Origin of the sequence: Streptomyces goshikiensis, from assembly GCF_014650555.1 — a bacterium.
Classification (GTDB): Bacteria; Actinomycetota; Actinomycetes; order Streptomycetales; family Streptomycetaceae; genus Streptomyces; species Streptomyces goshikiensis.
The window spans coordinates 253,665-280,255 of record NZ_BMVE01000009.1; the positions used below are offsets into that span (position 1 = coordinate 253,665).

Consider the following 26,591-nt stretch of genomic DNA (forward strand, 5'->3'; position numbering starts at 1 on the left):
TGCCACAGCCTAGGTGCGGGATCTGACAGGCCGACGACTGCTGTGACCGGGCCCGGGCCGCGCAGCGCCGTCCCCTGGGAGCCACGCGGACCCAAGGGGGCCGCAAACCGCCGTCGTCCGTCAGGCGCGGGCCAGGACCGCGTGGCATCTCCCTTCTGGGTGCCGCGCACTTGGTGAGCCGCGGGCCGCGCGGCGTGCGGGCGGACGTGGCGCGGAAGGCGTAGGAGCGGAGAGCGCACCTCTCACCGCCGGTCGAGCCGGTGCTGGCCCGCTCCGTGACGGCTCTGCCGTCGTCCGGGGCAACGGCACCCCCCCCCACAATGCGGTCGCCAGCAGGGACCGCCAAGGCTGTCGCTCAGATTGCCACGACGGCCGTCACTTTCGGGCAGTGGATCACCACGGGCTCGGGGTTCGCGTGTTGCGGTCGCTTACCCCGCTCCGGCGCACGCCTCCGCCTCAGCCAGGCAGCGCGCCACTGGGCCCAGGGTCAGCATTCCTGTGGGCGGAAGGGGTGCCGTCGTCGATAGCCGCGTTGCAGGCGAGAGCAGACAAGACCCAGATGCGGGCCGGGCAGGACGGTGGCTGCGGCCCACCGGATTTCCGGGCGGTCAGGCAGTCATACTAACTAGGATTGATCCATGACTAGTCGACGTCAGCTGATACTTCGCCTGTCACTGCCCCTGCCCCTGCTGTTAGCGTGCACGCTCTCCCTGGCGGCCTGCAGCTCGACTCCCTCCAAGGCCACGGTGGCGGCGCGCGAGTCTGCCAAGTCCGCCTGCGCCTCCCTGCAGCAGCTGACCGACCAACTCGCCCGCCCCCGGCCGTCAAATCTGACCGACCCCTACTACCAGACCGCCGAGCAGTACCTGAACACGGCGACCAACCGTGCCGCCGACGCAGCTCAACAGGACCACGGCTACCAGGAGTTCGCCGACACCCTGCACCGGGCGGCCGAGACCTGGCAGGTCACCTTCACGCTGGACGAGGCCGAGCCGCTGATCCAGCAGGCACGGAAGGAGAAGTGCTGACGCTCTCGACGTGAACCTGGTCGGGTGCAGATCTTCCGGGTGTGCCGGTTCGTCCTGGCTGGCCTGCCGTTGCCCCTCCCAGCCCCTCAGGCCGAACCCCTGGTGCTCGGACCACTCCTTCGAGCAGGAGTTCACCAGAGGCTGTGACCAGCGGGAATGTGCGGCATGCGGAACCTCCACGGCCCACCTCGAGCCGCCCCGCGCCCGCAAGTGGTGCTCGGGCACCTGCCGGCAAAGTGCGGTCCTCCGGCGAGCTGGACTCCGAGATCGCACAGCTCAAGCCCCTGCCGGTCCGGCTTCGCTGTCACCAACCATGCAGTGATCCATCTTCGCTGGCGTAAACAGCTGTCCGTCCAACTTCGATGACAAATGGTGCAGTCGCCGACATGCACGTTCAGTGGCTTCGGGCCGTGAGCGGACCGCATCGACGTCACCTTCCACTCCGGCACAGCCACCACCACGACCGGCGGTGGCCGGTGGGACGAGGGCTGCCGTGGCCCGCGCCGAGGGGACGACGCGGCGGACCGTCATGGGACGGCGTGAGAACGCCGTTGCCGCCAGCACCCGCCAGATGGAAGCGCTGGCGCTGTGGCTTCGTGCCCAGAGCCAGCGCGAGGCGCTCACTTACGCGGCAATGGCCCAGCGCATCAACTACGGCTTCACCGCCTCCATGCTCTCCCGCGCGGCCGGCGGGCCGGTGCTCGCTGCGCAGGGAGTCCGTCCACTCACTGGGATGTTGCCACCAGGCCCGCCTCGTAGGCCAGGATCACCAGCTGCACCCGGTCGCGGGCATCGAGCTTGGCGAGCAGGCGGGTCAGGTAGGTCTTGGCGGTGGCGATGCTGATGCAGAGCTCGCCTGCGATCTCCGTATTGGACAGGCCCCTGCCGACGAGGGTCAGCACCTCGCGTTCCCGGGCGGTGATGGCGCCGAGCTCCGCCCGCCGCGGCGGTGACGCTGCGGGTCGGGCGGTGAACTCTTTGATCAGCCGGCGTGTGACAGCTGGTGCGATCAGTGCGTCCCCGGCGGCAACGATCCGGATTGCGGAGAGGATGTCGTCCAGGGCCATGTCCTTGACGAGGAATCCGGACGCGCCGGCGTGCAGCGCCCCGTAGACGTAGTCGTCGTCGTCGAAGGTCGTCAGGACGACGACGCGTGCGGAGCCGGTGCCCTTCGTGATCAGCCGGGTGGCCTCGATGCCGTCCATGCCGGGCATCCGGAGGTCCATCACGACGACGTCGGGGGCGAGTTCCTCCGTCAGTCGTACCGCTTCCGCGCCGTCTCCGGCCTCGCCCACCACCTCGATGTCCGCGGTGTCGGTGATGACCATCTGCAGGGCGGCGCGGACCAGGGGCTGGTCGTCGGTGAGTACGACGCGGATGGTCATATGGCTCTCGCCTTCTCTTCTGCCTCAGTCATTGTCGGTATCGGCAATCTGACCGCTACCAGGAAGCCGCCCCCGGGACGGGGCCCGGCCGTGAAATCGCCGCGCAGCAGGGCAGTCCGCTCGCGCATGCCGATCAGGCCGTATCCGGTGTCGGTGCCGGTGCCGCCGCCTTTCCCTCGGTCCGAGACCTCGACGGCGAGTTCGTCCGCGCGGTATTCGAGGCGCACGAGGCAGGAATCGGCCCCGGAGTGCCGTACGGCGTTGGTCACCGACTCCTGGACGATCCGGAACGCCGCGAGGTCGATGTCAGCGGGCAGCGGGCGGTGCTTGCCCTGCCGGCGCACCTCCACGCGGACACCGGCGGCCGTGGCCGTCGCGGCGAGCCGTTCCACGTCCGCCAGGCCGAGGGCCGGATGCAGGGATGCTGGTGCACGCCCATGGTCTTGACCGGTGCCTTCCTGATTCTGGTCGGCCTGGCGCAGGGCGCCGAGCATCCGCCGGAGCCCGGACAGGGTCTCGCGCCCCGCCTTCTCCACGGTGAGCATCGCCTCCCGGGCCCTGGCCGGCTGGGTCTCGACGACCCGGGCTGCGGCGCCGGCCTGCAGGGCGATGATGCCGATGCTGTGGGCGACGGTGTCATGCATCTCGCGGGCGATGCGCAGCCGTTCGGCGGTGACGGCCTGCGCGGCGGCCCGTGCGTACAACTCTTCGGTGTGGGCGCGGGCCTGGTGCACCGAGTTGCCGATGAGCCAGGCGATGACCACGGTCAGGGCCAGGAAGGGCTCGGGGGCGATTCCGGAGTCGTCCCCCATGAGCAGCCGCATCATGAAGTAGCAGGTGAGCACGGCGAGTGCCCCCGCGGCCGCCGTGAGCGAACTCCGTCGGGATCGGATGGCCGCGATGTAGCAGAGGGCCACATCCACTGCCAGAAACTGCAGCGGCGGGATCTCGTCCTGGCGCCAGGCCACCGTCGAGGCGACCGTGCCGGCGATCACCAGTGCGTAGGCCGGTGTAGTGCTGCGGCGCAGCGCCGCACTACCGGCCAGGACCAGCACGAACGCGAGCGCAAGCAGGGCCCGGGCGCCAAGCGAATCAAGCCCGTCCCGAGGAAAGTTGAGCGAGTGCGTCGGCCTCGGCGGCATCACGACGTACTCGACGATGGGTTCCACTGCTGCCGCGAACCACGCCAGCGCCGTCCACAGGCCCGGGGGTATGCGCTTGAGTAGCGGCGAAGACACGGAGGCGGACATCTGGTGATCGTAACCGTGTGCCGTCCCTGGGCCATCGGCCCGCGGTTGTACAACCAGGGTTGACACTCATGTCCGGCACTTGTCAGCTCCGGCCCGACGACGGGCAAGGTCGCCCCCCGGCACCGTTGTCCCCGTGATCGAAGTCAACGAGCTCACGAAGCGATACGGCAGCACGACGGCCGTCAAGGATCTGACCTTCACCGTGCGACCCGGCCAGGTGACCGGGTTCCTCGGACCCAACGGTGCGGGCAAGAGCACCACGCTGCGGATGGTCCTCGGCTTGCATGAGCCCACCAGCGGCAGCGTCATTGTCGGCGGCCGTTCCTTTCGGGATCGCCCCCGCGGCCTGCGTCATGTCGGATCCCTTCTCGACGCGCACGATGTGCACGGCGGGCGCAGCGCGATTGCACAGTTGTCCGCCCTGGCGCGCAGTAACCGCATTCCGCAGCGCCGGGTGGAGGAGGTGCTCCGGGAGGTCGGTCTCGCCGAGGCCGCCCGGCGCCGCATCAGCGGATTCTCGCTCGGCATGAAACAGCGGCTCGGCATCGCCTCCGCCCTGCTCGGCGACCCACCGGTACTGCTCTTCGACGAACCGCTCAACGGCCTCGACCCGGAAGGCGTGAGGTGGGTGCGTGACCTGTTCAGGCGACTTGCCGCCGAAGGCCGCACCGTGTTCGTCTCCAGCCATCTCATGTCCGAGATGGAGCACACCGCCGACCAGCTGATCGTCATCGGCCGCGGCGAGCTGATCGCGGCGGAAAGCCTCGCGGAGTTCTCCGCTCGTGGCACCCGGCAGAGCGTCACGGTGAGCACGCCCGCATCGGCCGTCCTGAGAGACCTGCTCGCGGCCGAGGGAGCGACTATCCACACGGCGGGCGACCTGCTTGCTGTGACCGGTGTGACCGCGGTCCGGATCGGTGAGATCGCCATGGAACACCGCATTCCGCTGCATCACCTCAGCGCCCGGTCCTCCTCCCTGGAAGAGGCGTTCATGGAGCTCACCGCCGACAGCGTGCAATACCTTGCAGGAGACCCCCAGTGACCACGACATACGCTGCCGTTGACGAACTCGGCGCCGACGAACCCCGCGCCCGATTTCACGACCTGGTGGCCGCCGAGTGGATCAAGCTTCGGTCGCTGCGCTCCACCTGGATCGCGTACGGGGCCACCGCACTGGCCGTCATCGCGTTCAACGCGGGCACCGCCTACGACACCTACAACTACTGGCCGGAGCGGAGCGCGGCGGACCGGGCAGACTTCGTCCGGGCCGGAATTCCGCTGCAGGAGGCGTTCACGGCGAACGCCGTCATGGTCATGATGCTCGCCCTCGGTGCCATCGGCGCCGTCGCGATCCTCGGCGAGTACAGCACGGGCACCATCCGTACGACGTTCGCGGCCGTTCCGGCCCGCCGTTCGGTGATGGCTGCCAAGACAGTGGTCGTCACGGCCGTCAGTACTGTCTTCGGCGCGATCGTCGCGGGGGCCTCATTCGGGCTGACGCAGGCGATCCTCGACGGCCGGGACGCCGGCCTGTCGATCGGCTACCCGGGTGCCCTGCGCGTTGTAGCGGCGTCCGCTCTTCTTGCGCCCGTGTGCGCGCTCACCGGCATGGCGATCGGCTCCGTCATCAGGCACACCTCGGCCACCATGGTCGCCTCTGTGGTAGCCATCCTCGTACTGCCCATGGTCTTCACCGACGGCCGCCACTGGTCGGCGGTCGCCGGGCACGCCACGCTCTACCAGGCGTGGTCACGGCTCGTGGAGGTCGGCTCACCCCGGACCGACTTTCCGTGGACGACCGGTGGAGCCTGGACCGTCTATGCGGTGTGGGCGCTCACCACAGCAGTGCTCGCCGTCACCAGCGCGCAACGGCGCGACCAGTGAGAGAGCCGGTCAGCCAACTGCCTGGGTGGCACTTCGGCCTTCCGATACTGGCTCCGCGTCGCTGACGAGCATGGCCGCCCCAGCCGCGACCAGGATGACGGGTTGACGAAACTATTCCTCATCGACGGCATCCAGCTCCCGGACCGCAGGCCGCCTGGCAGGTCCGGGAGCTGGAAGGAATACCGGCCGAGCATGTTGATGTGGTGTCGCAGGAACGGCGAGAGGCGGGCCACGTCCTCGTCGCGGACGTCGAAGCCGTCGGCCCGGAGCTGGGTGATGGCGGCATCCATATAGCGGGTGTTGAACAGCACCAGGGCGTTGAGTACGAGGCCCAGGGCGCCGATCTGGTCCTCCATGCCGTCCTGGTGGCGCTGGTAGAGCTGCCCGGCCTTCCCATAGGCAGTTCGTGACAGCGAAGATGGACCGCCGCAGGTCAGGAGTGCAGAGGCCACCGGGGGATGGCCCAGCTCACCCTGGGGGCCGGGTGGCGATAACAGCCTCGGTGCGGACACGCTCGTCAAACAATCCGCCGTCGGGACCGAAGGCGTTCAGGGCCTGTCGGAGGTCACGTTCGAAGGCCGCCCGGCCGGGGCCGAGTGCGGCCGGGCTGGTGAAGCTGTAGGAGAGCTGAAGCCCAACGACCTCGTCCACGCTGCGGCTGACCGCCTGGTCCCAGTGAACCTCCTCGACCCTGGAGAACGGCGAGCGGAGCAGGACCTCCTGGTGCCGCACGTCGGGATACCCGGCCGGCCCGGAGCCCCGAAGACGTTCGGGGTCCAGATGGCGACGACGGACCTGCTCGACCACGGCCAGCCAGGGCGGAGGTTCCAGGTCGTCGTGCTGGGCTCCGCAGGTCGCCAGCACCACCGCGCCCTCGGGCTCGATCAGGGTGTCCAGGTCGCGCAGCAGCCGTTCCCGGTCCGTCCAGTGGAACGAGGCACCCATCACTGTCAGCAGGACTGGCCCCACGTCCATCGCGAGCAGCGTGTCAGAGCTCCCGAGTCGCCAGTCGATGCCGCTCACCCGTGCCTGGGCGGCAAGACGGCGCCCCTCGGCGATCATTTCAGGCTCCGGATCGACGGCGATCACCTCTCGTAGGAGCGGCGCCAGCGGCAGCGTGAGAGCTCCGCTGCCCGCCCCCAGATCCAGCACCCGCTGGGAGCCATCGAAGGAGAAACGCTGACCGAGGAGAGCGAACAGACGGGGATCGTACGCGGGCCGGAACCTCGCGTAGTACGGCACCGTCGAGGCAAACAACCCATCGGGCGGAGGCTTCACCCCTCCAATTTCCCACCGCTGCGCTCGTACGGGAAGCACGAAAGCCCTCCGGCGCGTGCCGGAGGGCGGGGTACGGAAGGGCGTGTGCGGTGAACTCGGGTCACCAGCGAGTGCGGCGCTGTGGGTGGTGAGTGGACCGGTGACTCACCGGTGCGTAAGAGCTGGTGAGTGGTGACCGAATCGGTGAGCCACTGGTGTGTGCTGGCAGGGACGGGAGAGCGATGAGCAGCGCAACCGGTGCGCCGGGACGATCAGCAGGCGCACCGCCGCCAGAGCCCGAACCGCGCCGGGGCCGGGAGGCCTGCCGTTGAGCGCACCCCGACGGCGCGCACCCGGTGCGCTGGTGCGCACCGACGATGTCCGGCGTCCACTCCACCGCGTGGACTCCACAGGCCGGGAGCGGACGTCACCGTGCTCTGCATCCATTTCACCGTGTGGAGCCCCACTGGGTGGAGTGGACGACATCGGCGGGGAACGATGCCGCACATCCACCTGGTGCGCACCCGCCGGTCCACTCCACCGCACCAGGTCCACCCGATGGGTACCACCGGCCACACGGGGGTGCGCACCCAACCGGTGCGGTGGTGCGGTCAGTGGTGCATGGCCACCCCACGCTCCACCACCGCGCGGGGCCCCTCCACCTGTTCGTCGCGCAGCGCCTGGAGAGCCCGGAGGAGATCCGTCGGTGCGTCGGCGAGGACCCGGCCGACGAAGTCGCGATGGTGCGGCCGCTCCCCGGCGCGGCAGCCGCCGAGGACGTGCGAGGCGCACTGCCTGATCGCCGTCAGGCAGGTGACACCGACCTTGTCCAGGGCGAAGGAGTCAGCGCAGGGCTCAGTGTCGTCGGAGAGCGCGGTCACGGGGAAGACGACCAGCTCCGCGATGGCCAGCAACAGATCAGGCAGTCGCTCTCCTACTACATGGCGTTCGACGTCCTGCAGGCCGACGGCATTGAGCTGATCACGCTGCCCTACAAAGAGCGCCGTCGGCGCCTTGAGGTGGCCGCAACACGGTGGTCTTCGTTGGGTCAAAGGAGTTTGCACTGCTCGCAAACCGTCTCGTAGTAGATCTGGCGGCCACAGTCCACAGAGTCGTTGATGTCGTCGTCCGACGGGGATTCAGGCCGTTCGTCCGGGCGTTCCTCTGTGGGCCGTTCCGAGGCACTGTCTGATGGGTTTCCTTGCGCTGCCCACGCGTGAAGCGGCGGATTGATGTCGCGGGAGCACACCTGGGTCATGTCGGGCTGCCACATCACCTTGCCGAAGAAGATTTCGCCTATCGCGGTCATCGGCAGAGTCCATGGCCTGGCGAAAGCCTTGACATCCCAGCCGTTCGCGCGGGCCCGGTCTGCAGCGGCGCTGATGCGGCCGATAGGGCGCCTCGCTGTCGGTGGCGGCTGGGACGCGGGGACGCATGGACAGGAATGAGGAGTTGCTGCGCGGCCGGGTCTACGGCGCCGACCACGACCACCCGGGCCCGCTGCCGCACCGCGACTACGCCGAACTGGTCGGCGGCCCGCTCGATGGTCTGCTGCTCGACATCACTGGCTGGACAGTGGATGAGATCCAGACCGGCGTCGCGCTGATGACCGAGCTCGGGCAGTGCGGCCTGGCGGCCGCGCCCAGTACGACCCGCGCCCCGGCGAGCGGCGCCGCTGGGATTGGTCCGGAGACACGCCCTGAGGCTTCACCAGGAGTGCCTGTCGGGGGCTCTGTTGGAGGGCCTATTCGTCGGAGGCGTTGTTGGGTAGCGGTTCACAAAATCAGTGACGCGTTCCGTGCAGTCCGAGTATGTTTATCGGTAATCCATCGTGCGTGGTGAAGCGAGGCGAACATGCAGAATCCTGCGGCCGGTGATGTGAGTCGATCACGTATCGCTGAATTCCTTCGACACCTCGGCCCCGAGGTCCGCGCCAAGCTTCAGGTGGATGACGGATTGATCACCGGGGCGGACATGTTGGTTTCCCTCTGCTACACCTTGATGGACGCCGATAGCTCTCAGCCCTGGCAGGACCGCTGCGCCGCCGTCTTCGACGAGTTCACTAGTGGCGAGGCCGAAGCAGGGTTGAAGTACATCCTCACCAAACTTCAGGACACGGATGAGGCCATGTCCTGGATCACCGCATTCAAAGGGCTGAACTACCAGGCTTTTGCGGTTCGCCTGCTGGGAGCAGCTGGCACAAGGCGTTTTCGTAACGCGTGGAAAGAGGATGCCGCGGTCGCAGGGCTGGCGATCCGGCGCGGACTTCGCGGTCTGATGCCCTTCGCCGTGGCCTGGGGTGACGCCATCGGCAACATGACCGAGAACCAACGGAAAGCCGTCACGAAGTCCGACATCATCGGCCTGGAGATCATGAAGGGACTCGTCCAGCTGGACAAGGCGTTAGGGAAGAAGTTCCTCTCCACACTGCCCATGCAGCTCACGATCGCGACCGCCGACGACCTCACCGCTTGGCGGCCCGACGACATGCCGGAGATCACCGCCAGCATCAGGCAACGAGTCGTCGAGTCCTCAGTCAAGAGACTGGAGAGGGAGAACTCGAGGCTCGTCCGGAAGCTCAGGGGCGCCAAGGACGCGCTTAAACACTCGGAGGACGGCATCTCTCAGGCCGCCAACTCGCTGGTCGAGGTCATCGACCGGATCTTGCGCGAAGCGTTCTCCAAGGACGAGGCCCTGGCCTGGGTGGAGGCCAACCTGCCGAACGAGCCGGACTTGACCCATACGAACAAGGACGGCAAGACGCTGCCGACCAAGCGGGCCGAGGCTCTCTGCTTCTTCTACCGCGGGCGCCCCACGGCTCGTGGAGCCACCGAGTACGACGACGGCCAAGGGCCGGCCCTCCTCGAAGACGTCTTCGCCCGCGTGTTCGTGGCGACACGTGACCGTCTTGAGAAGATCAAGCACGCCGATCGCGGAACCCCAGAGGAGAGGGACCAGCTGGTCTCCCTCATGACCGGCCTTGAAGGGGCACTGATGCTGGGCCTCTTCGTCAGTCAGATCGGTCACCTGCCGGACTCGCAGCTTGAGGGAGCCAGAGCGTAGGAGTACCCGCTAGTTCCGATGGCAACGTACGAGTGGGGCCGGACAGCGCCTGCTGTCCGGCCCCACCTGCCTGAACTGCGACCTACGGCCTCGCAGCGCAGCCGCTCTGCCGCCCGGTGGCGGCTGCGCCCACCTCATCCCGATCTTGGACAACTACTCCATCCGCTCCGGTGTCAGGGTGGCGGTGTCGTTCTGGAGCTTGTGGAGTGGACGAGTGCGGGGTGACGTGAGCTGGCTGCTGACGGATGGACATACCGTCAGTTCTCGCACCCTGCTTGTTGGTTCGGAACATATGAGGTCTGTCACACCTGTTTCAGGATTCCTGGTTGATCAATCGATTTTCAGCGGCATTTATGTGGATAGTTTTTTGAATGCGGCTGGCGTGTGCGATGCCCGATCGCCCGCGGCTGGGTTGCCAGGTGATCGTCTCGGTAGCTAGGAATGGGCCCCTCTTCGTGTTCTTTCTTGTGGGGGCTTGTCGTGCGTATCGCGCGTCCGCTGGTTTTCTTTGTGGCGTTTGTGCTGGCTGTCCTCGCGGGCACAGAGCAGGCTGCCCTCGCGGCGACTCGTTGGGCCATGGCCAAGGTCGGGCAGGGCGCTGGGCAGCGCCCGGGTCAGGGCTGGGGCACGGCGGATGACCGCGCCCATGCGGTGTCCTCACGGGAGACTGGGGCGTCGGCCGCCGGCGGGCGGGCGGGGGCTGTGCCTTCAGCGGAGGAGCTGCCGCTTGCCGCAGGGAGTGCTCGCGTCGACCTGGGCCAGGAATCTGACGCCCCGAAGCCGGTGACTCGGGAGGTCAGCCCGCCCGGCACGCCTCCCGCGCAGGGATTCGCCCCGGGGGCGAGCGTGGAACTTACGCAGGAGCGTGCGCGGCAGGCTCGCACGTACGCCAACCCGGACGGGACGTTCACCACACGGTTCTACGATCAGCCCGTCAACTTCCTTTCCCGAGACGGGAAATGGAAGGAGATTGATACCAGCCTGGCGAAGGCTGCGCCGGGTATGCGGGTCATGAGCGGAACAGAGGCCGGGTGGGAGACCCGCTCAACCGAGGAGCAGGTCCGCTTCGGTGAATTCGCGGACGAGGAAACGCTGGTCCGCCTCGGCGTGAACGACTCGGGTTCTATTGGCTATGGCATCGAAGGTGCCGCCCATTCCAGGGGCGCGGTCGACGGCAGCGTGATCACCTACCCCGAGGTGCGCCCCGCCGCCGACCTGGAGCTGATAGCGGGCGGCCAGTCCGTCAAGGAAACCCTGCTCCTGAAAGACGCGTCCGCTCCGACTCAGTGGCGCTTCCCCCTCGCCGTCAACGGTCTCACCGCCAAGGTGGACGAACACGGCGGCATCGCGTTCACCGATGCAGCCGGGCAGCAGAAGGCGTGGATGCCCGCCGGCTGGATGGAGGACTCCAACCTCGCGGAAAACGCCAACGAGGGCGCGATATCCTCCGGCGTTGCCTACAGCCTTGAGGGCGCGCCGGGCCGCCAGACGCTGGTCGTGACCCTGGACAAGGCCTGGCTGACGGCTTCCGAACGTGTCTTCCCAGTCAAGGTCGACCCTTCCGTCACCGGTGTGAGCGCGACGTCCGGGACGTATGTCGAGGCCCCCTACAATCAGAACTTCGCCAGCGACACCGTCCTGAAGGCCGGCACCTACGACGGCGGCGGCCACAAGGCGGCCTCCTTCCTGCGCTTCGACGGGCTCAGCAGCGGTGCTCTGAAGAACGCCTGGGTGGTCGACGCCAGACTGGCGCTCTACAACAGCTGGTCCAATTCCTGTACCGCGCGTCCCGTCACCGTCCACGAGATCACCTCGAACTGGTCCGAGACCAGCACCTCCGCGTACCCCGGGCCGGCGACCGGCTCGCCGCTGGGATCGAAGTCCTTCGCCCACGGCTGGCGACCTTCAGGCACCACATCCTGGTCCTGCGGTCCGGCGTGGGAGTCCATCCCGCTCGGCTCCTCCGGCCGCACGTTGGTCGACGACTGGACGCATGGCCGCAAGCCGAACTACGGCCTGGCGGTCAAGGCGTCGGCGAGCGACTCCAATAGCTGGAAGCAGTTCGGCTCGGACGACTACCCCAATGGCAAGCCCAGCCTTGATGTGACGTGGACGAAGTACGGGGCCACCTACAAGCTGGGCCAGTTCGTTACCCCGATGACCGCGACGACCGAGGGCACGTTCAAGGTCACCGTCATCAACCAGGGCCAGGAGACCTGGCCCAAGAACGGCAACATCAAGCTCAAGTACGAGCTGTACGACGCGGCCAACAAGCTCATCAGCGACGCTGACAAGATCCGCTGGACCCTGATGCCCAGTGACATCGCCCCAGGCTCCTCAGTAACGCTCGACGCGAAGATCGCCCCGCTCGCCCCAGGCACCTACACTCTGGTGTGGACGATGGACGACCTGGGCGTCTCCGCTTTCACCACCGCCGGTGTCCCCGGTGCGGCCGTCCGCGTCGAAGCGGTCAATACGCCTCCCCAGTTGACGGGTGAAGCACCGCCCAGCGGCACTGTCGTGGACACCCTGACCCCCGCCCTGTGGGCGTCCGCCACTGACCTCGATCGCTCTCCCAACACCCTCACCTACCAGTTCGAGGTCTGCGAAGTCGTCGGCAAGGACACCCGGAGCAACTGCCGGACGGGACCCTCCGCCTCCTCCCAGAGCTGGAACGTGCCCACCGACTGGCTGAAATGGTCCACCACCTACGCGTGGTACGCCTACGCCAGCGACAGCAAGGACCAGTCGAAACGCCCCGGGCCCTCGCTGCTGACCACTCAGGTCCCGCAGCCCGCGATCACCTCGCACCTCGGCGGCGCCGACACCGACAGCGCTCGCGCGTTCGGCGCCCGCAGCGGAAACTACGCCACCGCCGCTACCGACGCCGCCGTTTCCACGATCGGCCCCGAACTGGCGGTCACCCGCACCTACAACTCGCAGGACCCGCGCAGTACGAACGCCTTCGGTGCCGGATGGGCAACCCGCTGGGACATGCGGGCGGCGGCCGAAGGCGACGGAAACGTTGTTGTCACCCGGGCCAACGGCAGCCAGGCCCGCTTCGGGCGCAACTCCGACGGCACTTACAGCTCTGCTTCCGGCGCCACCACCACTCTGACCGCTGTCGAAGGCGGCGGCTGGATGCTCCGCGATGCCAGCGGAACCGTCTACGCTTTCGACTCGGCCGGTCTGCTCACCAAGGTCACCGACGGCTTCGGCCGTGAACAGGCCCTCACGTACAGCAGTGGTGGCCGCCTCGCCACGGCCACCGATGCAACCTCGCAGAGGTCGCTCAGCTTCACCTGGAGCGGTAACCAGGTCAAGACGGTCTCCACAGCAGCCGTCGGCCCTGCCTCAGCACCTCTGACCTGGACTTATACCTACAGCGGCGACCGCCTCATCAAAGTCTGCCCGCCGGATTCGGCCACTGCGTGCACCGTCTACGAGTACGCCGACGGCTCCCACTACCGGGGCCTGGTGCAGGATGCCAACCCGGTCGGCTACTGGCGGCTGAACGAGACGGAGGGGGAGTCCGCGGCAAGTGAGGCCGTCTCCCGCACCGGCCTGAACGCCGGCCACTACCGTGATGTCACCTTCGGCGTTGCTGGTGCCCTGACCGGAACTGGCAACAAGGCGACGTCGTTCAATGGCACCAACTCCTACGTCGAGTTGCCAGAGTCCACGCTCTCCTCGTCGACCGTGCTTTCGGTGGAGCTGTGGTTCAAGACAGACAAGCCGGGCACACTGGTCGGCTTCCAGGACAAGCGGCTGACGGAAGGCCAGCCGGACTGGTGGAACCCGGTCCTGGGCATCAACCAGAGCGGCAAGCTGCACGGTGGCTTCGAGCTCAGCACCATGGGAACCAGCCCCATCACCTCCCCGGCCACCGTCACCGATAACGCCTGGCACCACGCGGTCCTCACCAGCATTGGCACCAGCCAGACCCTGTACCTCGACGGTCAGGCCGTCGGCACCCGTGCCGGTACGGTCGACCACTACGGCAAAACGTTCACCTATCTGGGGGCCGGATACTCCAGCGCCGCCTGGGACGGAGCCGCTGCGGGCGTGCGCCGCTTCACCGGGGCCATGGACGAGGTCGCGGTCTACCACCGCGCCCTCGGTGCCGGCGCTGTGGCAGCCCACTACGCTGCCCGCACCGGATCCTCCAAGCTCACCAGAGCCACCCTGCCGTCGGGCCGGGTCAGCGCCAACGTCGTTTACAACGGCGACACAGAGCGGGCCACCGAGGTCACCGACGACAACGGCGGTACCTGGAAGATCTCCGCACCCAGCTACTCCGCGGGCTCGGCGGCCTACGCGAACGCCGTCCGCTCCAGCACCCCGGCCAACTATTGGCGCCTGGGCGACAGCAGCGGCGCCGCCGCGGCAGATGAGATACCCAGCGGAGGCGACGGCTCCTACCGCGACGGTGTAACCCTCGGTGCCGTCGGCGCGTTCCTGGACGGCGAAGACGGAGCGATCACGCTGGACGGAGCCGAGGGCGCCGTCCAGGTTCCCGCAGAACCCCTGAGCGGGCAGAGCGCGCTGTCGGCCGAACTCTGGTTCCGGACCGACAAGCCCAGCGGCGTCCTGCTGTCCCTGCAGAACACGGCGCTCGACACCACCCCACAGGACTGGAACCCGAGCCTGCTCATCGATGGGGACGGCAAGCTCCGCGGCCATCTGTGGAACGGGCAGGCCATCTCCGCGCTCACCAGCAGCAAGCCGGTCACAGACAATGTCTGGCACCACGCAGTCATCGCCGGCAGCGCCACCGGGCAGGCCCTCTACCTCGACGGTGTGAAGATCGCATCCAAGACAGGAGCCGTCGCCCCCGAGTCCCTGGCCTACGCCTACCTGGGCGCCGGATACTCCAGCAGCAACTGGGACGGCCAGGCACCGGGAGTCCGCTATTTCTCAGGCCAGCTCGACGAGGCTGCCCTGTACGGCAAGGAACTGGACGCGAAAACCGTCGCGGACCACTTCAAGGCCCGCAACCACCTCGTCACCGGCAGCGGCGCCCAGTACCGCGGCTCGGTCATGGCCGATGCTCCGACGGGCTACTGGCCGCTGGATGAGACCAGCGGCACGAGCGTGATCAACAAGGTCGCCGTCACCGGCGGCAACGGTGCCTACACCAAGGCAAAACCGGACACGGCCGGCGCTTTCGGAATCGGTGACGGGTCCGCGGTCGAGTTCACCGGCGACGGCTACGCGGAGCTCCCCCCGATCGGCATGGCCACCACGGACGTCGCGGTCGAGCTGTGGTTCAAGACATCCAAGCCGGGTGTGCTCCTGAGCAACCAGGAACTTCCCCTGGCAGGTGCCTCCGAGGTCGCCGGCGACTGGGCACCCGTGCTCTACGTCGGCGCCGATGGAAAGCTCCACGGGGAATACTTCTCGGGCGTCAGCGCAGGCTCCAATGCCTCATCGATCACCGTGACCGACAACGCCTGGCACCACGCCGTGGTCTCGGCACGCGCCGCCACCCAGACGCTCTACCTGGACGGAACGCAGGTCGCGCAGAAGTCCAACGCGCCGGTCAACCACGAGGACAGCAAGCACACCTACATCGGTGCCGGCTTTGCGAAGAACTGGGTCTCTGCTCCCGCGGAGATCAGCTTCTTCACCGGGCAGATCGACGAGGTTTCCGTCTACCAGCACGCCCTGACCGGCTCCCAGGTATCCGAGCACTACCGTGCTCGCTCACAAGCTGGAGCCTCCTCTCTCGCCTCCACCGTTACCGTGACCGACCCCGCCGGGGCCGTCACCAGCACCACCTACGACGCGATCCGCGGACAGCGCCCGGTGGCATCGGCTGACGCGGACGGCGGTGTCACCACTTACGCCTATGACACCGGCGGCTTCCCGCACACTGTGACGGACCCCAACGGCCACTCGACCATCACCGGCCACGACAGCCGCGGCAACACCGTCTCCACCACGACCTGCCGCGACAGCAACTCGTGCTGGACCTCGTACGCCACCTACTTCTTCAACGCTGCAGACCCCCTGGACCTGCGTAACGACAAGCCCACCAGCGTCCGTGACGCCCGATCGGCCGACCCGGACGACACCCGCTACAAGACCACCACCAGCTACACCACCCGAGGCCTGCCCTTCTCCGTCACCCTCGCTGACGGCCGACAGTCCATCACCTCCTACACGGCCGGCACCGAAGCCGCGGTCGGCGGCGGCACTGTCCCGCCCCGCCTGGTCTCCCAGCGCAAAACACCCGGCGGCGCCACAACCAAGTACACCTACTACGCCAACGGCGACATCGCACAGGTGACTGCGCCCTCCGGGCTCGCGACCACGTACACCTACGACGCCATCGGCCGGAAGCTGACTGAGACCCAGGCCTCCGACGCCACTCCCGACGGCGTGACGACGTCGTACACGTACAACGCGATGTCGCGGATCTCCTCAGAGTCCGCCCCGGGGGCCAAGAACGAGGTCACCGGTGTTACCCACACCGCAAACGTCAGCCGCACCTACGACGCGGACGGCCAACTGCTGACCGAATCCACGCAGGACACCACCGGCGGCGACGCCACCCGCACCACGACGTACCACTACAACGCCTTCGGTCTGAACGACAGTGCGAAGGACGCGGCCGGCAACGAGTCGACGTTCACCCACGACCTCTTGGGCCGGATGATCCGCGAGACGGACCCCGCGGGTAACGTGGTGACGCACGCCTACACCAAGCGCGGCCAGCTCGCCGAGTCGGTACTGAAAGACTGGACCGGCCACCCCTCCGGCCAGACGCGTGATCTGGTCCTGGTCTCGAACGCGTACGACCCGGCGGGCCGCCTGGCCTCGACGACCGACGCGATGGGCGCCACGACCGCCTTCACCTACTACGACGACGGCCTCAAGGCCACAGCGACGGCGAAGCAGGTCACCCAGTCCGACGGCTCCAAGCACGACATCGTCCTGGAGTCCAACTCCTACGACGGCGCGGGCAACCCGGTCTCGCAGACGTCGAGCGGCGGCCGCACCACGGTCAACACGGTCGATGCCACCGGCCGTACCACGCGTGCGGTGTTCGACCCCAACGGGCTGAACCGGGTCTCCACCTTCGCCTACGACAACGACGACCGGATCACCGAGCAGACCCAGTCCATCGACGACGCCGGCAAGAAGCTGACCTCGACCACCGAATACGACGCGGCGGGCAACCCGAAGAAGGCGACCGTCACCGACGGCACCGGTACCCGGACATCCTCGGCCACCTACGACCAGCGGGGCATGGCCCTCACCCAGGTCACCCCACGCGGCAACACCACGACCAGCCGCTACGACGCGCTCGGCCGCCTGATCGAGCAGACCATGCCGCAGATCCAGGCCGAGGAGAACGGCAATACGGCCGCAGCCGTCACACCGAAGACCCTCACCGGCTACAACACCTTCGGCGAGACCACCGAGTCACGTGACGCACGCGGCCAGGTGACCCGAACGGAGACCGACAAGCTCGGCCGCCCCGTCGCAGTCACACTGCCCGCCTACACCCCGCCCGGCGGCACCGCCATCACCGCAGTCTCCCGCACCACATACGACAAGCTCGGCAACCCAGCCTCCACGACCGACCCACTGGGCCGTGCCACCTACTACGTGTACGACCAACTGGGCAACCAGATCCGAAAGACAGACCCGGCCGTGGCCGGCGCCCAGGGACTCACAGCCCCAGGCGCCACCACCTTCAACGGCACCACCACCGACCTGTCCGGCGGCGGCGTCAGTACCTACACCTGGACCCCCACCGGTCTGCCGCTCTCCGCGACCGACCCCACGGGGGCACGCACCGAGTCCACCTACGACGAACTGGGCCGCAAACTCACCGCCACCACCATCGAGCGCAAGCCCACCCTGCAGAACCTCGTCTCCCGTTACACCTGGGACGACGCGGGCAACCAGATCGGATCCACCACACCCGGCGGGCGCCGCACCACCACCGCATATGACACGGCCGGCCAGGCCCTGGCGGTCACCGATCCGCTCGGCGGAATCACCCGTGCGGTCTACGACGGCCTCGGCCGTGCGACGGAGGGGAAGGACGCGACCGGCCGTAAGACGGTCACGGCGTACGACGTCATGGGCAAGCCGACATCCGTCACGGATTACGGCACGGGCGCCTCGCCCTTGCGCTCGGTCGCCACCGAGTACGACGCCGACGGAAACGTCACGGCATCCGTCTCGGCCAGCGGCGCACGCCGCACATACACCTACGACGCCCTCGGCCAGAAGACCAAGCAAGTCGAACCCGTCACCGCGACCGACTCGATCACCACAACCTTCGGCTACGACGCGGCGGGCCACCGCACGCGCCTGACCGACGGCCGCGGCAAGGCCACGTACTACACGTTCAACACGTGGGGCCTGCCCGAATCGACGATCGAACCTGCCACCACCCAGCACTGGGCCGCCGACGTCCGCACCTGGACGAACGTCTACGACGCGGCGGGCCAGCTCACCACCGAGCAGTTGCCCGGCAACGTCAAGCGCCAGAAGACATACGACGCCCTCGGCCGCCTCACCGTCGAGACCGGCTCCGGCACCAGCGTGGCCACCCGTCCACGCACACTGTCCTACGACCTCGCAGGCCGCATGACCGGCGCGGGCGGCGACGGAATCCTCACGAACAACACCTACACCTACAACGACCGCGGCCAGTTGCTCTCGACCGACGGCCCGGGCGGCACCTCGACATACACCTACGACGCGGACGGTCAGATGACCTCCCGCACCGACGCCGCAGGGGCGACAGCCTTCACCTACGACCCGGCGGGCCGCCTCGGCACCACGACCGACCCGCTGACTGGGACCCAGGTGCGCAGCGGCTACGACGCTGCAGGACGCCCGACCGTGAATGAGTACGCTCGCCCGGCCGCCGGAGGCACCTACACCATCGCCGCGAAGCGCTCGTACACCTACGATGCTCTGGGCCGGCTCGCGAACGACAGCGTCACCCGCACAGGGACCGGTACATCAATCCAGGGCACGGCCTACGAATACGACCTCGATGACAGGCTCGTGAAGAAGACCGCAGTGGGCACCGCCGGGGCGGGCGCTGAGACGTACGCCTACGACCTCGCCGGCCGCATGACCTCCGAGACCAGCGAGGCCACCACGACCCCCTACGAGTGGGACAAGTCCGGCAACCTGACCAAGAGGGGTGACGCCACCGCCACCTACGACTCCCGCAACCGGGTGGAGACCTGGGGCACGCAGACCTTCGCCTACAGCGCCCGCGGCACCGAGAAAACGGTGACGGAAAGCGGCACCAGCCGCCAGATCAACTCAGATGCCTTCGAGCGCACGATCACCAACGGCACCAGCACCTTCACCTACGACTCCCTCGACCGCGTCATGACCCACAACGGATCCGCCTTCATCTACGACGGGGGCTCCAACAACCTGGCCAAGGACGGCACGTCCACCTACAGTCGCACCCCCGGCGGAACGCTGCTTTCCAGCGTCACCACCGGGACCGCCGGCTCGGCCCGCCTAGCCGTCACAGACGGCCACACCGACCTTGTCGCCGGCCTTACCCCGGACGGCACCTCAGTCGCCTCGTCCCGCGCCTACGACGCCCTCGGCAAGGTGACCGCGAGCAACGGCATCACCCCGTCGGTCGGATACCAATCGGGCTGGACGGACGCCTCCACCGGCGAGGTGAATATGGCCTCTCGCTGGTACCAGCCCGGCATCGGCAGCTTCACCAGCCGCGACACCTGGCAACTGGACCCGAACCCGTCGGCCCAGGCCAACCGCTACACGTACGCGAACGCCGGCCCGCTGAACGGGACCGACCCCACAGGTCACAGGAACGAGATGGGCGGTGGCAGTGGTTCAACCGGAACACTCACGCCTTACAGCACTTCACCACTGCCCGCCCCGTCTACCTCCGCATCGTCGATGCGCTCCCAGCTCGCTCGGTTCCTCAAGCTCGAGAGCAGAATCAACAGATTCAACGGCGTCGAGGAGTACTTCTCCGGAAACTCCTCCACCTCGGTTCCGTCTACGAAGGGCGAGCCGTTCCGGGGCTACAGGAACTGTGACAAGTACTGGTACACCGTCGACTGCGGCGGTAGGGGATCGCGCAACCAGTACGACACTGCCCCTTCCACTGGCCCTGGTACCAGCCCCAGTACCAGTCCCGGCGTAGGTACGAGCGCCAGCTCTGGCAGTGGTCCCGGTGGCTGTCGTGTCAACTGCCGTCGCGCTGCGACGTTCCCTCCGCCCCCCCCGATTGACCAGAACCCCAACAACGGACGCTCCCCGATTCCCGCCCCGCGACACATTCCCAAGCCCAACTGGGATCCGGGCAAGGGCGGCTGGGACCCCAAGAACGGCGTCGACATGGTCATCGGCGCTCTGAACCTCCTGAATATGCTCACGGGCGGCAGCGACGACGCGAGCGCCCCGGACCAGGTGGTCCAACCTCTCACTGGATTCGCCCCGATTCCGGGCAGTGACAGTGGAGCCGGCGGTAGTACAGACGACGACGCCTGTGACACCGGTGTCGGCTGGAGCGTGAACAAGAAGGGCGTCGCGAACAAGATCTACCTTCCGCGGAAGCGCCAGGCTGGCGCCTGTGTGGCCAGCGGTGCGTACGCCGACCTGACCAAGGACGACTACGTGGCACCGCCCCGGCCCGGCCTTGGGTTCGCTCTGCCGGGACTGAAGGATCTGCCGGGCAAGAACCGGGCCCGCGGCCACCTCATTGGCTTTGCCATGGGCGGATCGAACACCGATACGCGGAACTTCGTTCCCATGTACCAATCGGCAAACCAGGCCATGTATGACCATGCGGAAGACAAGGTCGTGACTTCAATCAAGAAGGGTGGGAACCAGTTCGTCCATGTGACTCCTGTGTACGACGACCCGACGTCGGTCATCCCGACCAAGGTCAACTTCATCTCCACCGGTACGGTCGACGTACGGTGCGAGTTCGACAACACGGCCGCAGCCACATACAGATGTTGGTAGTCGGAAGGAATGCAAGTGTCTTCGTCCTTTGATGAGCTGTCCCGGATCTTGGGGCCGTCTCCGTTGCCCGAGCGTGCCCTGGCCGACGTCGAGCGGGCATGGGAGACCGCCCTTCCCGCGGAAGTGCAGCGAGTGCTGCAGACGTACGGGGACCTCATGGTCGACGATTTCCTTTACCTCTTCGGTCCGCTCACCCTCGAGGAGAAGGGCGAGTGGATGAGCGGCTACGTGAAGCGCGGAGAATCCCGGCTGATCGTCGAGCCCGTTCTTCCGGAACCCGGTGGAATGCTCCACTGGGGACAGACGATTGACGGGGACCGGCTGTTCCTGGTGCCCCGTGGTGCGGCTGATCCTTGGACCGTCTCCGCGTTCCGCCGTAACTGGGGAGACTGGTACGAGACCAGCCTCCCTCTTGAGGAGTGGCTCGTGGGTGTCTTTCGCGGGGACATCGAGACGGACTGGATGCCGGAATGGCCCACGGTCCACGCCCTTGTGGCGGACGACGACTGAGGTCGCGGCCGGGGGCAAGCCGGTGACAGACGGGGTTGCCCCCTTTCATCGGGGATGGCGTGGTCAGGGCAACGATGTCCTCCGTCAGCCGCAGCAACAGGAAGGCCAGCTCCGGGTTGGCGTCTGCGCGGCTGGCGTTGACCGCCCCGCCGCCCAGTTGCACCGCGGGGACGTAGTCGAAGGCGGCCTCCACTTGCTCCGAGGTGAGCGGCGTGCGAGGCAGGTGCACTCCCACCCCGTCGGTGTCCGGGCTCCAGACTGCTGGCCCGCCCCGCGCCACTCGATCAGTAGTGGGTCGTCGAGGCGGACGTTGTCTGGGTCAAGGCCGGCCCGTCGCAGGAACTCCAGGAGGTCGCGGGGGTTCAGGGCGCGGCCGAGGATTTCCCCGTCCGCGCGGACGCGGCGCCCGCCCTGGGCATCGGGTGGGTACACGACCACTTTTGGTCGGCTTTCGGTCATGTCTCCACCCTGGGGTCGGTGGTTCACTCCAGCACTCCGAGGGCGGTGTCGGGCCGGCAGTGAGGGCATGCGGGGATGCCCTGGGCGAGCAGGGCGCGTATCTGGTCGGCGTCGGCCGGGGCGCAGCGGCTGCGGGTGTCCCAGCAGTCCCCGGCGTGAACGCGGGCCGGGAGGCGGCCGACACTGATCCCGCGCTCGACCAGCCATGCCGGGGGCTCGGGCGCCGGCTGCTGCCGGGTGGTGGCGGCTTCGCGCTTCTCGGCGGCGGCGAGGGCCTGTTCCGTGCGGCTGAGTTCGCCGCGCAGGTAGGTGGCCAGAGTCCGTATCCGGGGGAGGTCGGGCGGCAGGACGGACATGGTTCAGCCCCCGTACTGGGCCTGACGGGCGGCCTTGCATGAGGGGCATGTGGGGGACGCGCCGGGCCCGCCGTATTTGCATGTCGGGGCGTGGCAGAGCGCGCATGGCCCGGTCTGGCTGGGGGCCCAGGTGGCGGGCTTGGGTCTGGTGGGGGTTTCGGGGGTGGCCATGGCGGTCTCCTGGGTATGCGGACGGCGTCACTCCTATTGGATCGCATGTTCGAATTTGGGGGCGAGTGCGGCGCGGCTCATTCCGCCCGCTCCGGCGTGTGTGTCTTGTGACAGCGAAGGTTGATCTTTGCCAGCGAAGGTTGATGATCAGTAGGTTCGTGTCATCGAAGTTTGAGCGGCATCCGACCGCCGAGCTGCCCTTCGGCAACCAGGAGCCTGTGTGTCGATCGCACTCGACTTTCCGGAGTTCCCCTTTGAGGAACCTCCTGGCTCGATCAGCTGCCTGCAGAAGCCCTGGAATGGGGTCCTCGTCAGGGTGGACCACATCCACTTCACGACTGGCGACAAGGTCACCTTCGACGTCACGGTCTACAGCGACACCGCCGGGCAGATCTTGGCCGCGAAGACCCAGGGCGTCGTGCGCGTCACCGCTGACACCACCTCCGTCAGCTACACCATTCCCTGGGACGGCGTCCTGGACGCCGTCGCTGAGGGCTCCATCACGGTCCTCTACACCCTCGCCCCCGTCGACGGCAGCACGCCATCGACCTCGCAGGAAGCCATGGTCCAGTACTCCCGCCAGCAGCCCGGCGGCACCGTCTGCGGTCCGGACAGCTGAGCTGCGTCGGCAAGTCTCTCGCGCCGGCGCAGCACCAGCGTCGCTCAAGCTTCGATGTCACGGGACAGTGCGCCGGGTCGCATCGGCGGGGGTTGCGGGGCTAAGGGGGCGGTGATGTAGCACGTGCGCGAACTCCACCCTGTAGCGCTCTGACCTGCGATTTTGTGCAACTTGCGGGGCTAACCCCTCTCCGCTCCAAAGTGCGGATCACACCTCCCGCCGGGGGTGTGATCCGCACTTTCGCGTAAGGAGATATCTGGCATGAGCATGTAAGGAATGGGTGGGGAGTCGACGGGTGAGGAGTCGGGCGGGAGCCGGCCGGGCCCGGCGGGGCACCGGCCCCGCGCAGCCGCCGGTCCGGCAGGCGCCGGCTGGTGGGCCGGGTGTTCTCGGTGCTCGCCGTCGAGGTGGTGCAGGCCGCGTTGTCCGTGTGGGCGCCGGAGTGGGCGGAGGCGGCGCAGATCGTGACCACGGTCCTGCGGGTTGTGCGGCTTGGCCGCGCTCGGGGCGGGCGGCCGCGCGGCTAGTCAAGCCTGCGGGTTCCCGGGCGGCGCGAGCGGCTCGGGAACCCGGGGGTCCGCCTCTGGCGCACCCCCGGTGGCGGTCAGGCCCGTGGCTGCTCAAGCAGCACACGGGCCTGACTCCAGTTTTTCGTTGTTCCCGGCATCGGGGACCTCCTGCTACCCCGATGCCGGTTGTGACGGTGTGGGCTCGGTTGCCGCCTGCCCCCCTCGGGTGGCCGGGCGCGTCGCGTGTGGCAGGTGTGTGGGTCACATGGCGGCGGCGTAGGTGTCGGCGATGGAGGTGATGGGGACGCCGTGGTCGTTGAGGTCGTCGACCACGTCGGACCAGTCCAGGGCCGGCCTGCTGGGGACGGGTGGCTGGGGCGGGTGGGTGGGATGTTCGGCTTCGGGCCGGTTGGGTGCCGGCCCGGTCCGCACCGTGATGGCGGCCGATCGTGTCAGGAGTAGTCCGTCGGTGGGCGGGACGACCGCGATCTCTCCGTGTCGCGGTGGGGCGGGTTCGACGGGCGGGTTGCCGCTGAGGAGCAGGCTGAGCAGGACGGTCGCGGACTGGTCGGTGAGGGTCTGGGCGGCCTCCTTGAGACGGTGGCGCTGTGAGGCCGGCAGGGACAAGGCGAGGGCTTCGGCCTGACCGAAGCTGAGGGGCACCGCCACACACACCTCACGTGGGGAGTACTCCTGCCAGTCGAACTGCACCGAGCGGGGACCGTTGTGATCGATGATGCGGAACAGGCGCGCGGGGTCGGTGATGGTCCGCGGGGTCAGGGGTACGGGGTGGCGGCGGGCGAGGTGGTCCATGCGCGCCTCGAACGGCAACTGCTGCAAGAGACTCTTGCCGACCGCGCTGGCATGTCCCGCGAACCGGAAGTCGACCCACTCGTACACACGGGGAGCCTGCGGGCCGTCGGCGAGCCGGGAGATGTGCACATCCCCGTCGGTGTAGCTGCTCACGTAGACCGCGGCGCCCACCGCGTCCCGCAGCGTGCCCAGCGTCCGCTGCAGCGCGCTCTCCGCCGCACTACCCGAGGGCTGCGCCAACGCCAGGAGGTCCGGGCCCGGCGCGTACCCGCCATCGGGCAGCCCGTCTGCCATACCGCGTTGGCACAACCACGGCAGCAGACGATCCACCCCTCCCTTCGAGAGCCGAGCCCGCTTCGACAACTGCGCCGGACTCAGTGCCACGGAGGAGCCGTGCAGCACGTGCAGGATCCGCAACGCCCGCTCCACCGCTTTCCACTGCGCCGGCGCAGACCCCTGGCCGGGTACCTGCCGCTGCGCCACCGTCAACCGCGGCGCACGCAACGGTGAGGCGGAGAACCCGACGCTGCGCCCCGGTATGCCGCCCGCGCCGCACAGAAGCGCCGCGCACAGCTCGTCGGCGAACTCGGTGTCCTCGACGGCCTGGCCGTCGGCAGGGAACTTGGCCATGTCGGCCCGCAACGCGAGCGCGTCCCCGTGCCCGAGCTGCGCGGCGGCCGAGACCAGTTCCGTCACTTCGGTGTGCAGCGCCGGTCTGCCCACGCGGGCGGCCAGGACAGCGAGGCGGAAGACGGCGCCGGGGTGGCCGTGCTCGGCGGCATGGCCCAGCCACCGCTCGGCGGCCTCCACATCCCTGTGACGCAGGGCCTTGGACCCCAGGCGGTAGGCGGAGTTCACATCGGCCGCATCCGGCTGCGGTGTGCCGCCGACATGGTCGGTCCGGCGGGGAGCGGCCCAGCTGCGGTCGGGACGGTCCCAGAAGTCAGCCGGGCCCGCCAGACGCGACATCAGGGCGGCAAGCCGTGCGGCGGAGTCCCCTGCGGTGCGCCCGTCCCCTGTTACGTCACTCACCACAGTCCCCTTCCCCACGCCGCCCTATCCGCCCCGCAGGACGGATCAACTTCCTCAACTTCTCCCGCAACTCCTTGATCGCCCGCACACGCTGGATCTGCACCTGCTTGCGGGGAATCCCCATCGCGGTCGCGATCGCCGTGTCGTCGGCCCCGTCGCTCTGCATCTCCACCACCGTCCGCCGCTGCCCCGGCCGCATGGTCCGGATCGCTGGAATGACCACCGTCTCCAGCAGCGCGGTGTCGTCGTGGACCTGCTCCCTCCAGACCCGCACACCGGCCTCCAGACCGTCCGGGGCACGCGGTATGGGAACCGGCCTGCCGGCACGCGCCTCGTCGGTGACCAGGTTGCGGACCACCGTCAGGTAGTACGGCACAAGCTCCCGGCCGGCCAGCGAGGGATCGGCCAGCCATCTCTTCGTCGTGCGGTAGAACGCCTCCTCCGCGATCTCCGCCCGCCGGGTAGGCAGCATCTCCGGACACCGGTGGAGCAGCCAGCGCATGCCCTGGCGCATGCACTTGGGGTACGCGGCCATCACCAGCCGCGCGGTCTCCTCGTCCGGCCCGGGCTCGGACCCGCCCGGGCTGCCGGCTACCACGGGCCATGCTCCTCACGCCGCCGCCCCGCCGCCGCGGTGACGGGCCCGACCGCCCAAACGGTCAGCACACCTCCGTCCGCGGCTTCGTACCGCACAACACGGCCCTCGGGACAACCGCACACGGACACCTTCGACTTCGCCGAGCCATCCTTCGCGTTCGGCTTCGACGATCCTATCTTTGAGGTTGTCGCTGATCTCTTCCATGCGGGGCTTCTCGTCCAGGGCGACGATCAGGACCGGGCAGCGGACGCAGGCTTCTCTGAACTTGCCGGTTGGGGCCCCTGGACCACCTCCGGGGCCTCGATAGAGTCGGGGTGATGACTGGGAACCGAGGCCGTTGGCCGAAGATCGATGAGGAACGCGGCGTCGAGGACGTGACGCTTCTGATCTTGGAGTGGCTGGACGAGCAGGGTGTGAACGCCATGATCAGGATGGACGCCGAGAGACTGGCTGACAACGCGCCAGCGTGGACGTTCGCCGCCAGCGGTGGCCCGTTGACGCATGGGATGCGGGCCGACGGGAGGACTATTCAGCAGTGCACGTCCGTTGCTCTGGCCCGCCTGCGCGACTCCGGTCTGTCGGTTCCGTTCTGACCTTCGTCGGCCTTTGCTGATGCTCGCCTGAAGAACTCAGTTGAGGCGATCTGATTGCTGGAGGGCTGG

The 26,591-nt window shown here is 68.0% G+C and carries 16 protein-coding genes and 2 pseudogenes; 9 read left to right on the forward strand and 9 right to left on the reverse strand.

Going from position 1 to position 26,591, the window contains the following annotated elements; translation table 11 throughout:
• The first annotated feature begins 638 nt into the window (after nt 1-638).
• Nucleotides 639-1,028 carry a hypothetical protein gene (locus tag IE248_RS25375; RefSeq protein WP_143196312.1) on the forward strand — a complete coding sequence of 130 codons (390 nt, stop codon included), beginning with the start codon at nt 639-641 and terminating at the stop codon, nt 1,026-1,028.
• A 725-nt stretch (nt 1,029-1,753) separates the two neighbouring features.
• Here the strand turns inward: IE248_RS25375 and IE248_RS25380 are convergent.
• Together IE248_RS25380 and IE248_RS25385 are read right to left on the reverse strand one after the other, a co-directional pair.
• On the reverse strand, nt 1,754-2,413 hold the full coding sequence (locus IE248_RS25380; protein WP_190031782.1) for a response regulator: 660 nt from the start codon (nt 2,411-2,413) through the stop codon (nt 1,754-1,756).
• Nucleotides 2,410-3,663, reverse strand: a complete 1,254-nt coding sequence (locus tag IE248_RS25385; RefSeq protein ID WP_190031783.1) for a sensor histidine kinase — start codon at nt 3,661-3,663, stop codon at nt 2,410-2,412. The genes IE248_RS25380 and IE248_RS25385 overlap by 4 nt, the downstream gene beginning before the upstream one ends.
• 133 nt (nt 3,664-3,796) lie before the next feature.
• Here IE248_RS25385 and IE248_RS25390 point away from each other — a divergent pair, with 133 nt between their 5' ends.
• A complete protein-coding gene (locus IE248_RS25390; RefSeq protein ID WP_190031784.1) occupies nt 3,797-4,705 on the forward strand; it encodes an ABC transporter ATP-binding protein in 909 nt (302 codons plus the stop codon).
• The gene (locus IE248_RS25395; RefSeq protein ID WP_073797274.1) at nt 4,702-5,547 is read left to right on the forward strand and encodes an ABC transporter permease; all 846 of its coding nucleotides are present in this window, start codon (nt 4,702-4,704) and stop codon (nt 5,545-5,547) included. Before IE248_RS25390 ends, IE248_RS25395 begins: the two co-directional genes overlap by 4 nt.
• A 161-nt stretch (nt 5,548-5,708) precedes the next feature.
• Here IE248_RS25395 and IE248_RS25400 read toward each other — a convergent pair.
• The 4 genes and pseudogenes from IE248_RS25400 to IE248_RS25415 form a co-directional block, all read right to left on the reverse strand.
• Nucleotides 5,709-5,972, reverse strand: a pseudogene (locus IE248_RS25400) (Tn3 family transposase); the annotation flags it as partial.
• 43 nt (nt 5,973-6,015) lie between these two features.
• Nucleotides 6,016-6,825: a class I SAM-dependent methyltransferase gene (locus IE248_RS25405; RefSeq protein WP_190031785.1), complete on the reverse strand. Its 810-nt coding sequence runs from the start codon at nt 6,823-6,825 to the stop codon at nt 6,016-6,018.
• Nucleotides 6,826-7,415: 590 nt separating this feature from the next.
• A complete protein-coding gene (locus tag IE248_RS25410) occupies nt 7,416-7,718 on the reverse strand; it encodes a hypothetical protein (RefSeq protein ID WP_190031786.1) in 303 nt (100 codons plus the stop codon).
• 134 nt (nt 7,719-7,852) lie between these two features.
• Entirely contained in the window at nt 7,853-8,113 is a 261-nt protein-coding gene (locus IE248_RS25415) for a hypothetical protein (RefSeq protein ID WP_190031787.1), read from the reverse strand.
• A gap of 125 nt (nt 8,114-8,238) precedes the next feature.
• Here IE248_RS25415 and IE248_RS37565 point away from each other — a divergent pair.
• From IE248_RS37565 to IE248_RS25430, 4 genes and pseudogenes are all read left to right on the forward strand, one after another.
• Nucleotides 8,239-8,507: pseudogene (locus IE248_RS37565) on the forward strand (hypothetical protein).
• Between the two features lie 151 nt (nt 8,508-8,658).
• Nucleotides 8,659-9,867 carry a hypothetical protein gene (locus IE248_RS25420; protein ID WP_190031788.1) on the forward strand — a complete coding sequence of 403 codons (1,209 nt, stop codon included), beginning with the start codon at nt 8,659-8,661 and terminating at the stop codon, nt 9,865-9,867.
• A 441-nt stretch (nt 9,868-10,308) separates the two neighbouring features.
• Complete coding sequence (locus tag IE248_RS25425) at nt 10,309-20,862, forward strand: LamG-like jellyroll fold domain-containing protein (protein ID WP_190031789.1); 10,554 nt, start codon at nt 10,309-10,311, stop codon at nt 20,860-20,862.
• Between the two features lie 15 nt (nt 20,863-20,877).
• The gene (locus IE248_RS25430; protein ID WP_190031790.1) at nt 20,878-21,372 is read left to right on the forward strand and encodes an SMI1/KNR4 family protein; all 495 of its coding nucleotides are present in this window, start codon (nt 20,878-20,880) and stop codon (nt 21,370-21,372) included.
• 482 nt (nt 21,373-21,854) lie between these two features.
• Here IE248_RS25430 and IE248_RS25435 read toward each other — a convergent pair whose 3' ends face one another.
• On the reverse strand, nt 21,855-22,187 hold the full coding sequence (locus IE248_RS25435; RefSeq protein WP_190031791.1) for a DUF6233 domain-containing protein: 333 nt from the start codon (nt 22,185-22,187) through the stop codon (nt 21,855-21,857).
• A gap of 391 nt (nt 22,188-22,578) precedes the next feature.
• On the opposite strand from IE248_RS25435, the gene IE248_RS25440 reads away from it, so the two are divergent.
• A complete protein-coding gene (locus tag IE248_RS25440; RefSeq protein ID WP_190031792.1) occupies nt 22,579-22,977 on the forward strand; it encodes a hypothetical protein in 399 nt (132 codons plus the stop codon).
• Between the two features lie 770 nt (nt 22,978-23,747).
• Here IE248_RS25440 and IE248_RS25445 read toward each other — a convergent pair.
• Nucleotides 23,748-25,331, reverse strand: a complete 1,584-nt coding sequence (locus IE248_RS25445) for an IclR family transcriptional regulator domain-containing protein (RefSeq protein ID WP_190031793.1) — start codon at nt 25,329-25,331, stop codon at nt 23,748-23,750.
• Nucleotides 25,324-25,929 carry a sigma-70 family RNA polymerase sigma factor gene (locus IE248_RS25450; RefSeq protein WP_190031794.1) on the reverse strand — a complete coding sequence of 202 codons (606 nt, stop codon included), beginning with the start codon at nt 25,927-25,929 and terminating at the stop codon, nt 25,324-25,326. Before IE248_RS25450 ends, IE248_RS25445 begins: the two co-directional genes overlap by 8 nt.
• A 317-nt stretch (nt 25,930-26,246) precedes the next feature.
• Between IE248_RS25450 and IE248_RS25455 the strand changes: the two genes are divergently transcribed.
• The gene (locus tag IE248_RS25455; RefSeq protein ID WP_190031795.1) at nt 26,247-26,522 is read left to right on the forward strand and encodes a hypothetical protein; all 276 of its coding nucleotides are present in this window, start codon (nt 26,247-26,249) and stop codon (nt 26,520-26,522) included.
• Nucleotides 26,523-26,591: the final 69 nt, after the last annotated feature.

Excerpts from the sequence above, each read along its gene's own strand:
- IE248_RS25425 (WP_190031789.1), top strand. The coding sequence starts at position 10,309 with ATGGGCCCCTCTTCGTGTTCTTTCTTGTGGGGGCTTGTCGTGCGTATC.
- IE248_RS25435 (WP_190031791.1), bottom strand. The coding sequence starts at position 22,187 with ATGTCCGTCCTGCCGCCCGACCTCCCCCGGATACGGACTCTGGCCACC.
- IE248_RS25385 (WP_190031783.1), bottom strand. The coding sequence starts at position 3,663 with ATGTCCGCCTCCGTGTCTTCGCCGCTACTCAAGCGCATACCCCCGGGC.
- IE248_RS25380 (WP_190031782.1), bottom strand. The coding sequence starts at position 2,413 with ATGACCATCCGCGTCGTACTCACCGACGACCAGCCCCTGGTCCGCGCC.
- IE248_RS25415 (WP_190031787.1), bottom strand. The coding sequence starts at position 8,113 with ATGACCGCGATAGGCGAAATCTTCTTCGGCAAGGTGATGTGGCAGCCC.
- IE248_RS25455 (WP_190031795.1), top strand. The coding sequence starts at position 26,247 with ATGACTGGGAACCGAGGCCGTTGGCCGAAGATCGATGAGGAACGCGGC.
- IE248_RS25420 (WP_190031788.1), top strand. The coding sequence starts at position 8,659 with ATGCAGAATCCTGCGGCCGGTGATGTGAGTCGATCACGTATCGCTGAA.
- IE248_RS25375 (WP_143196312.1), top strand. The coding sequence starts at position 639 with ATGACTAGTCGACGTCAGCTGATACTTCGCCTGTCACTGCCCCTGCCC.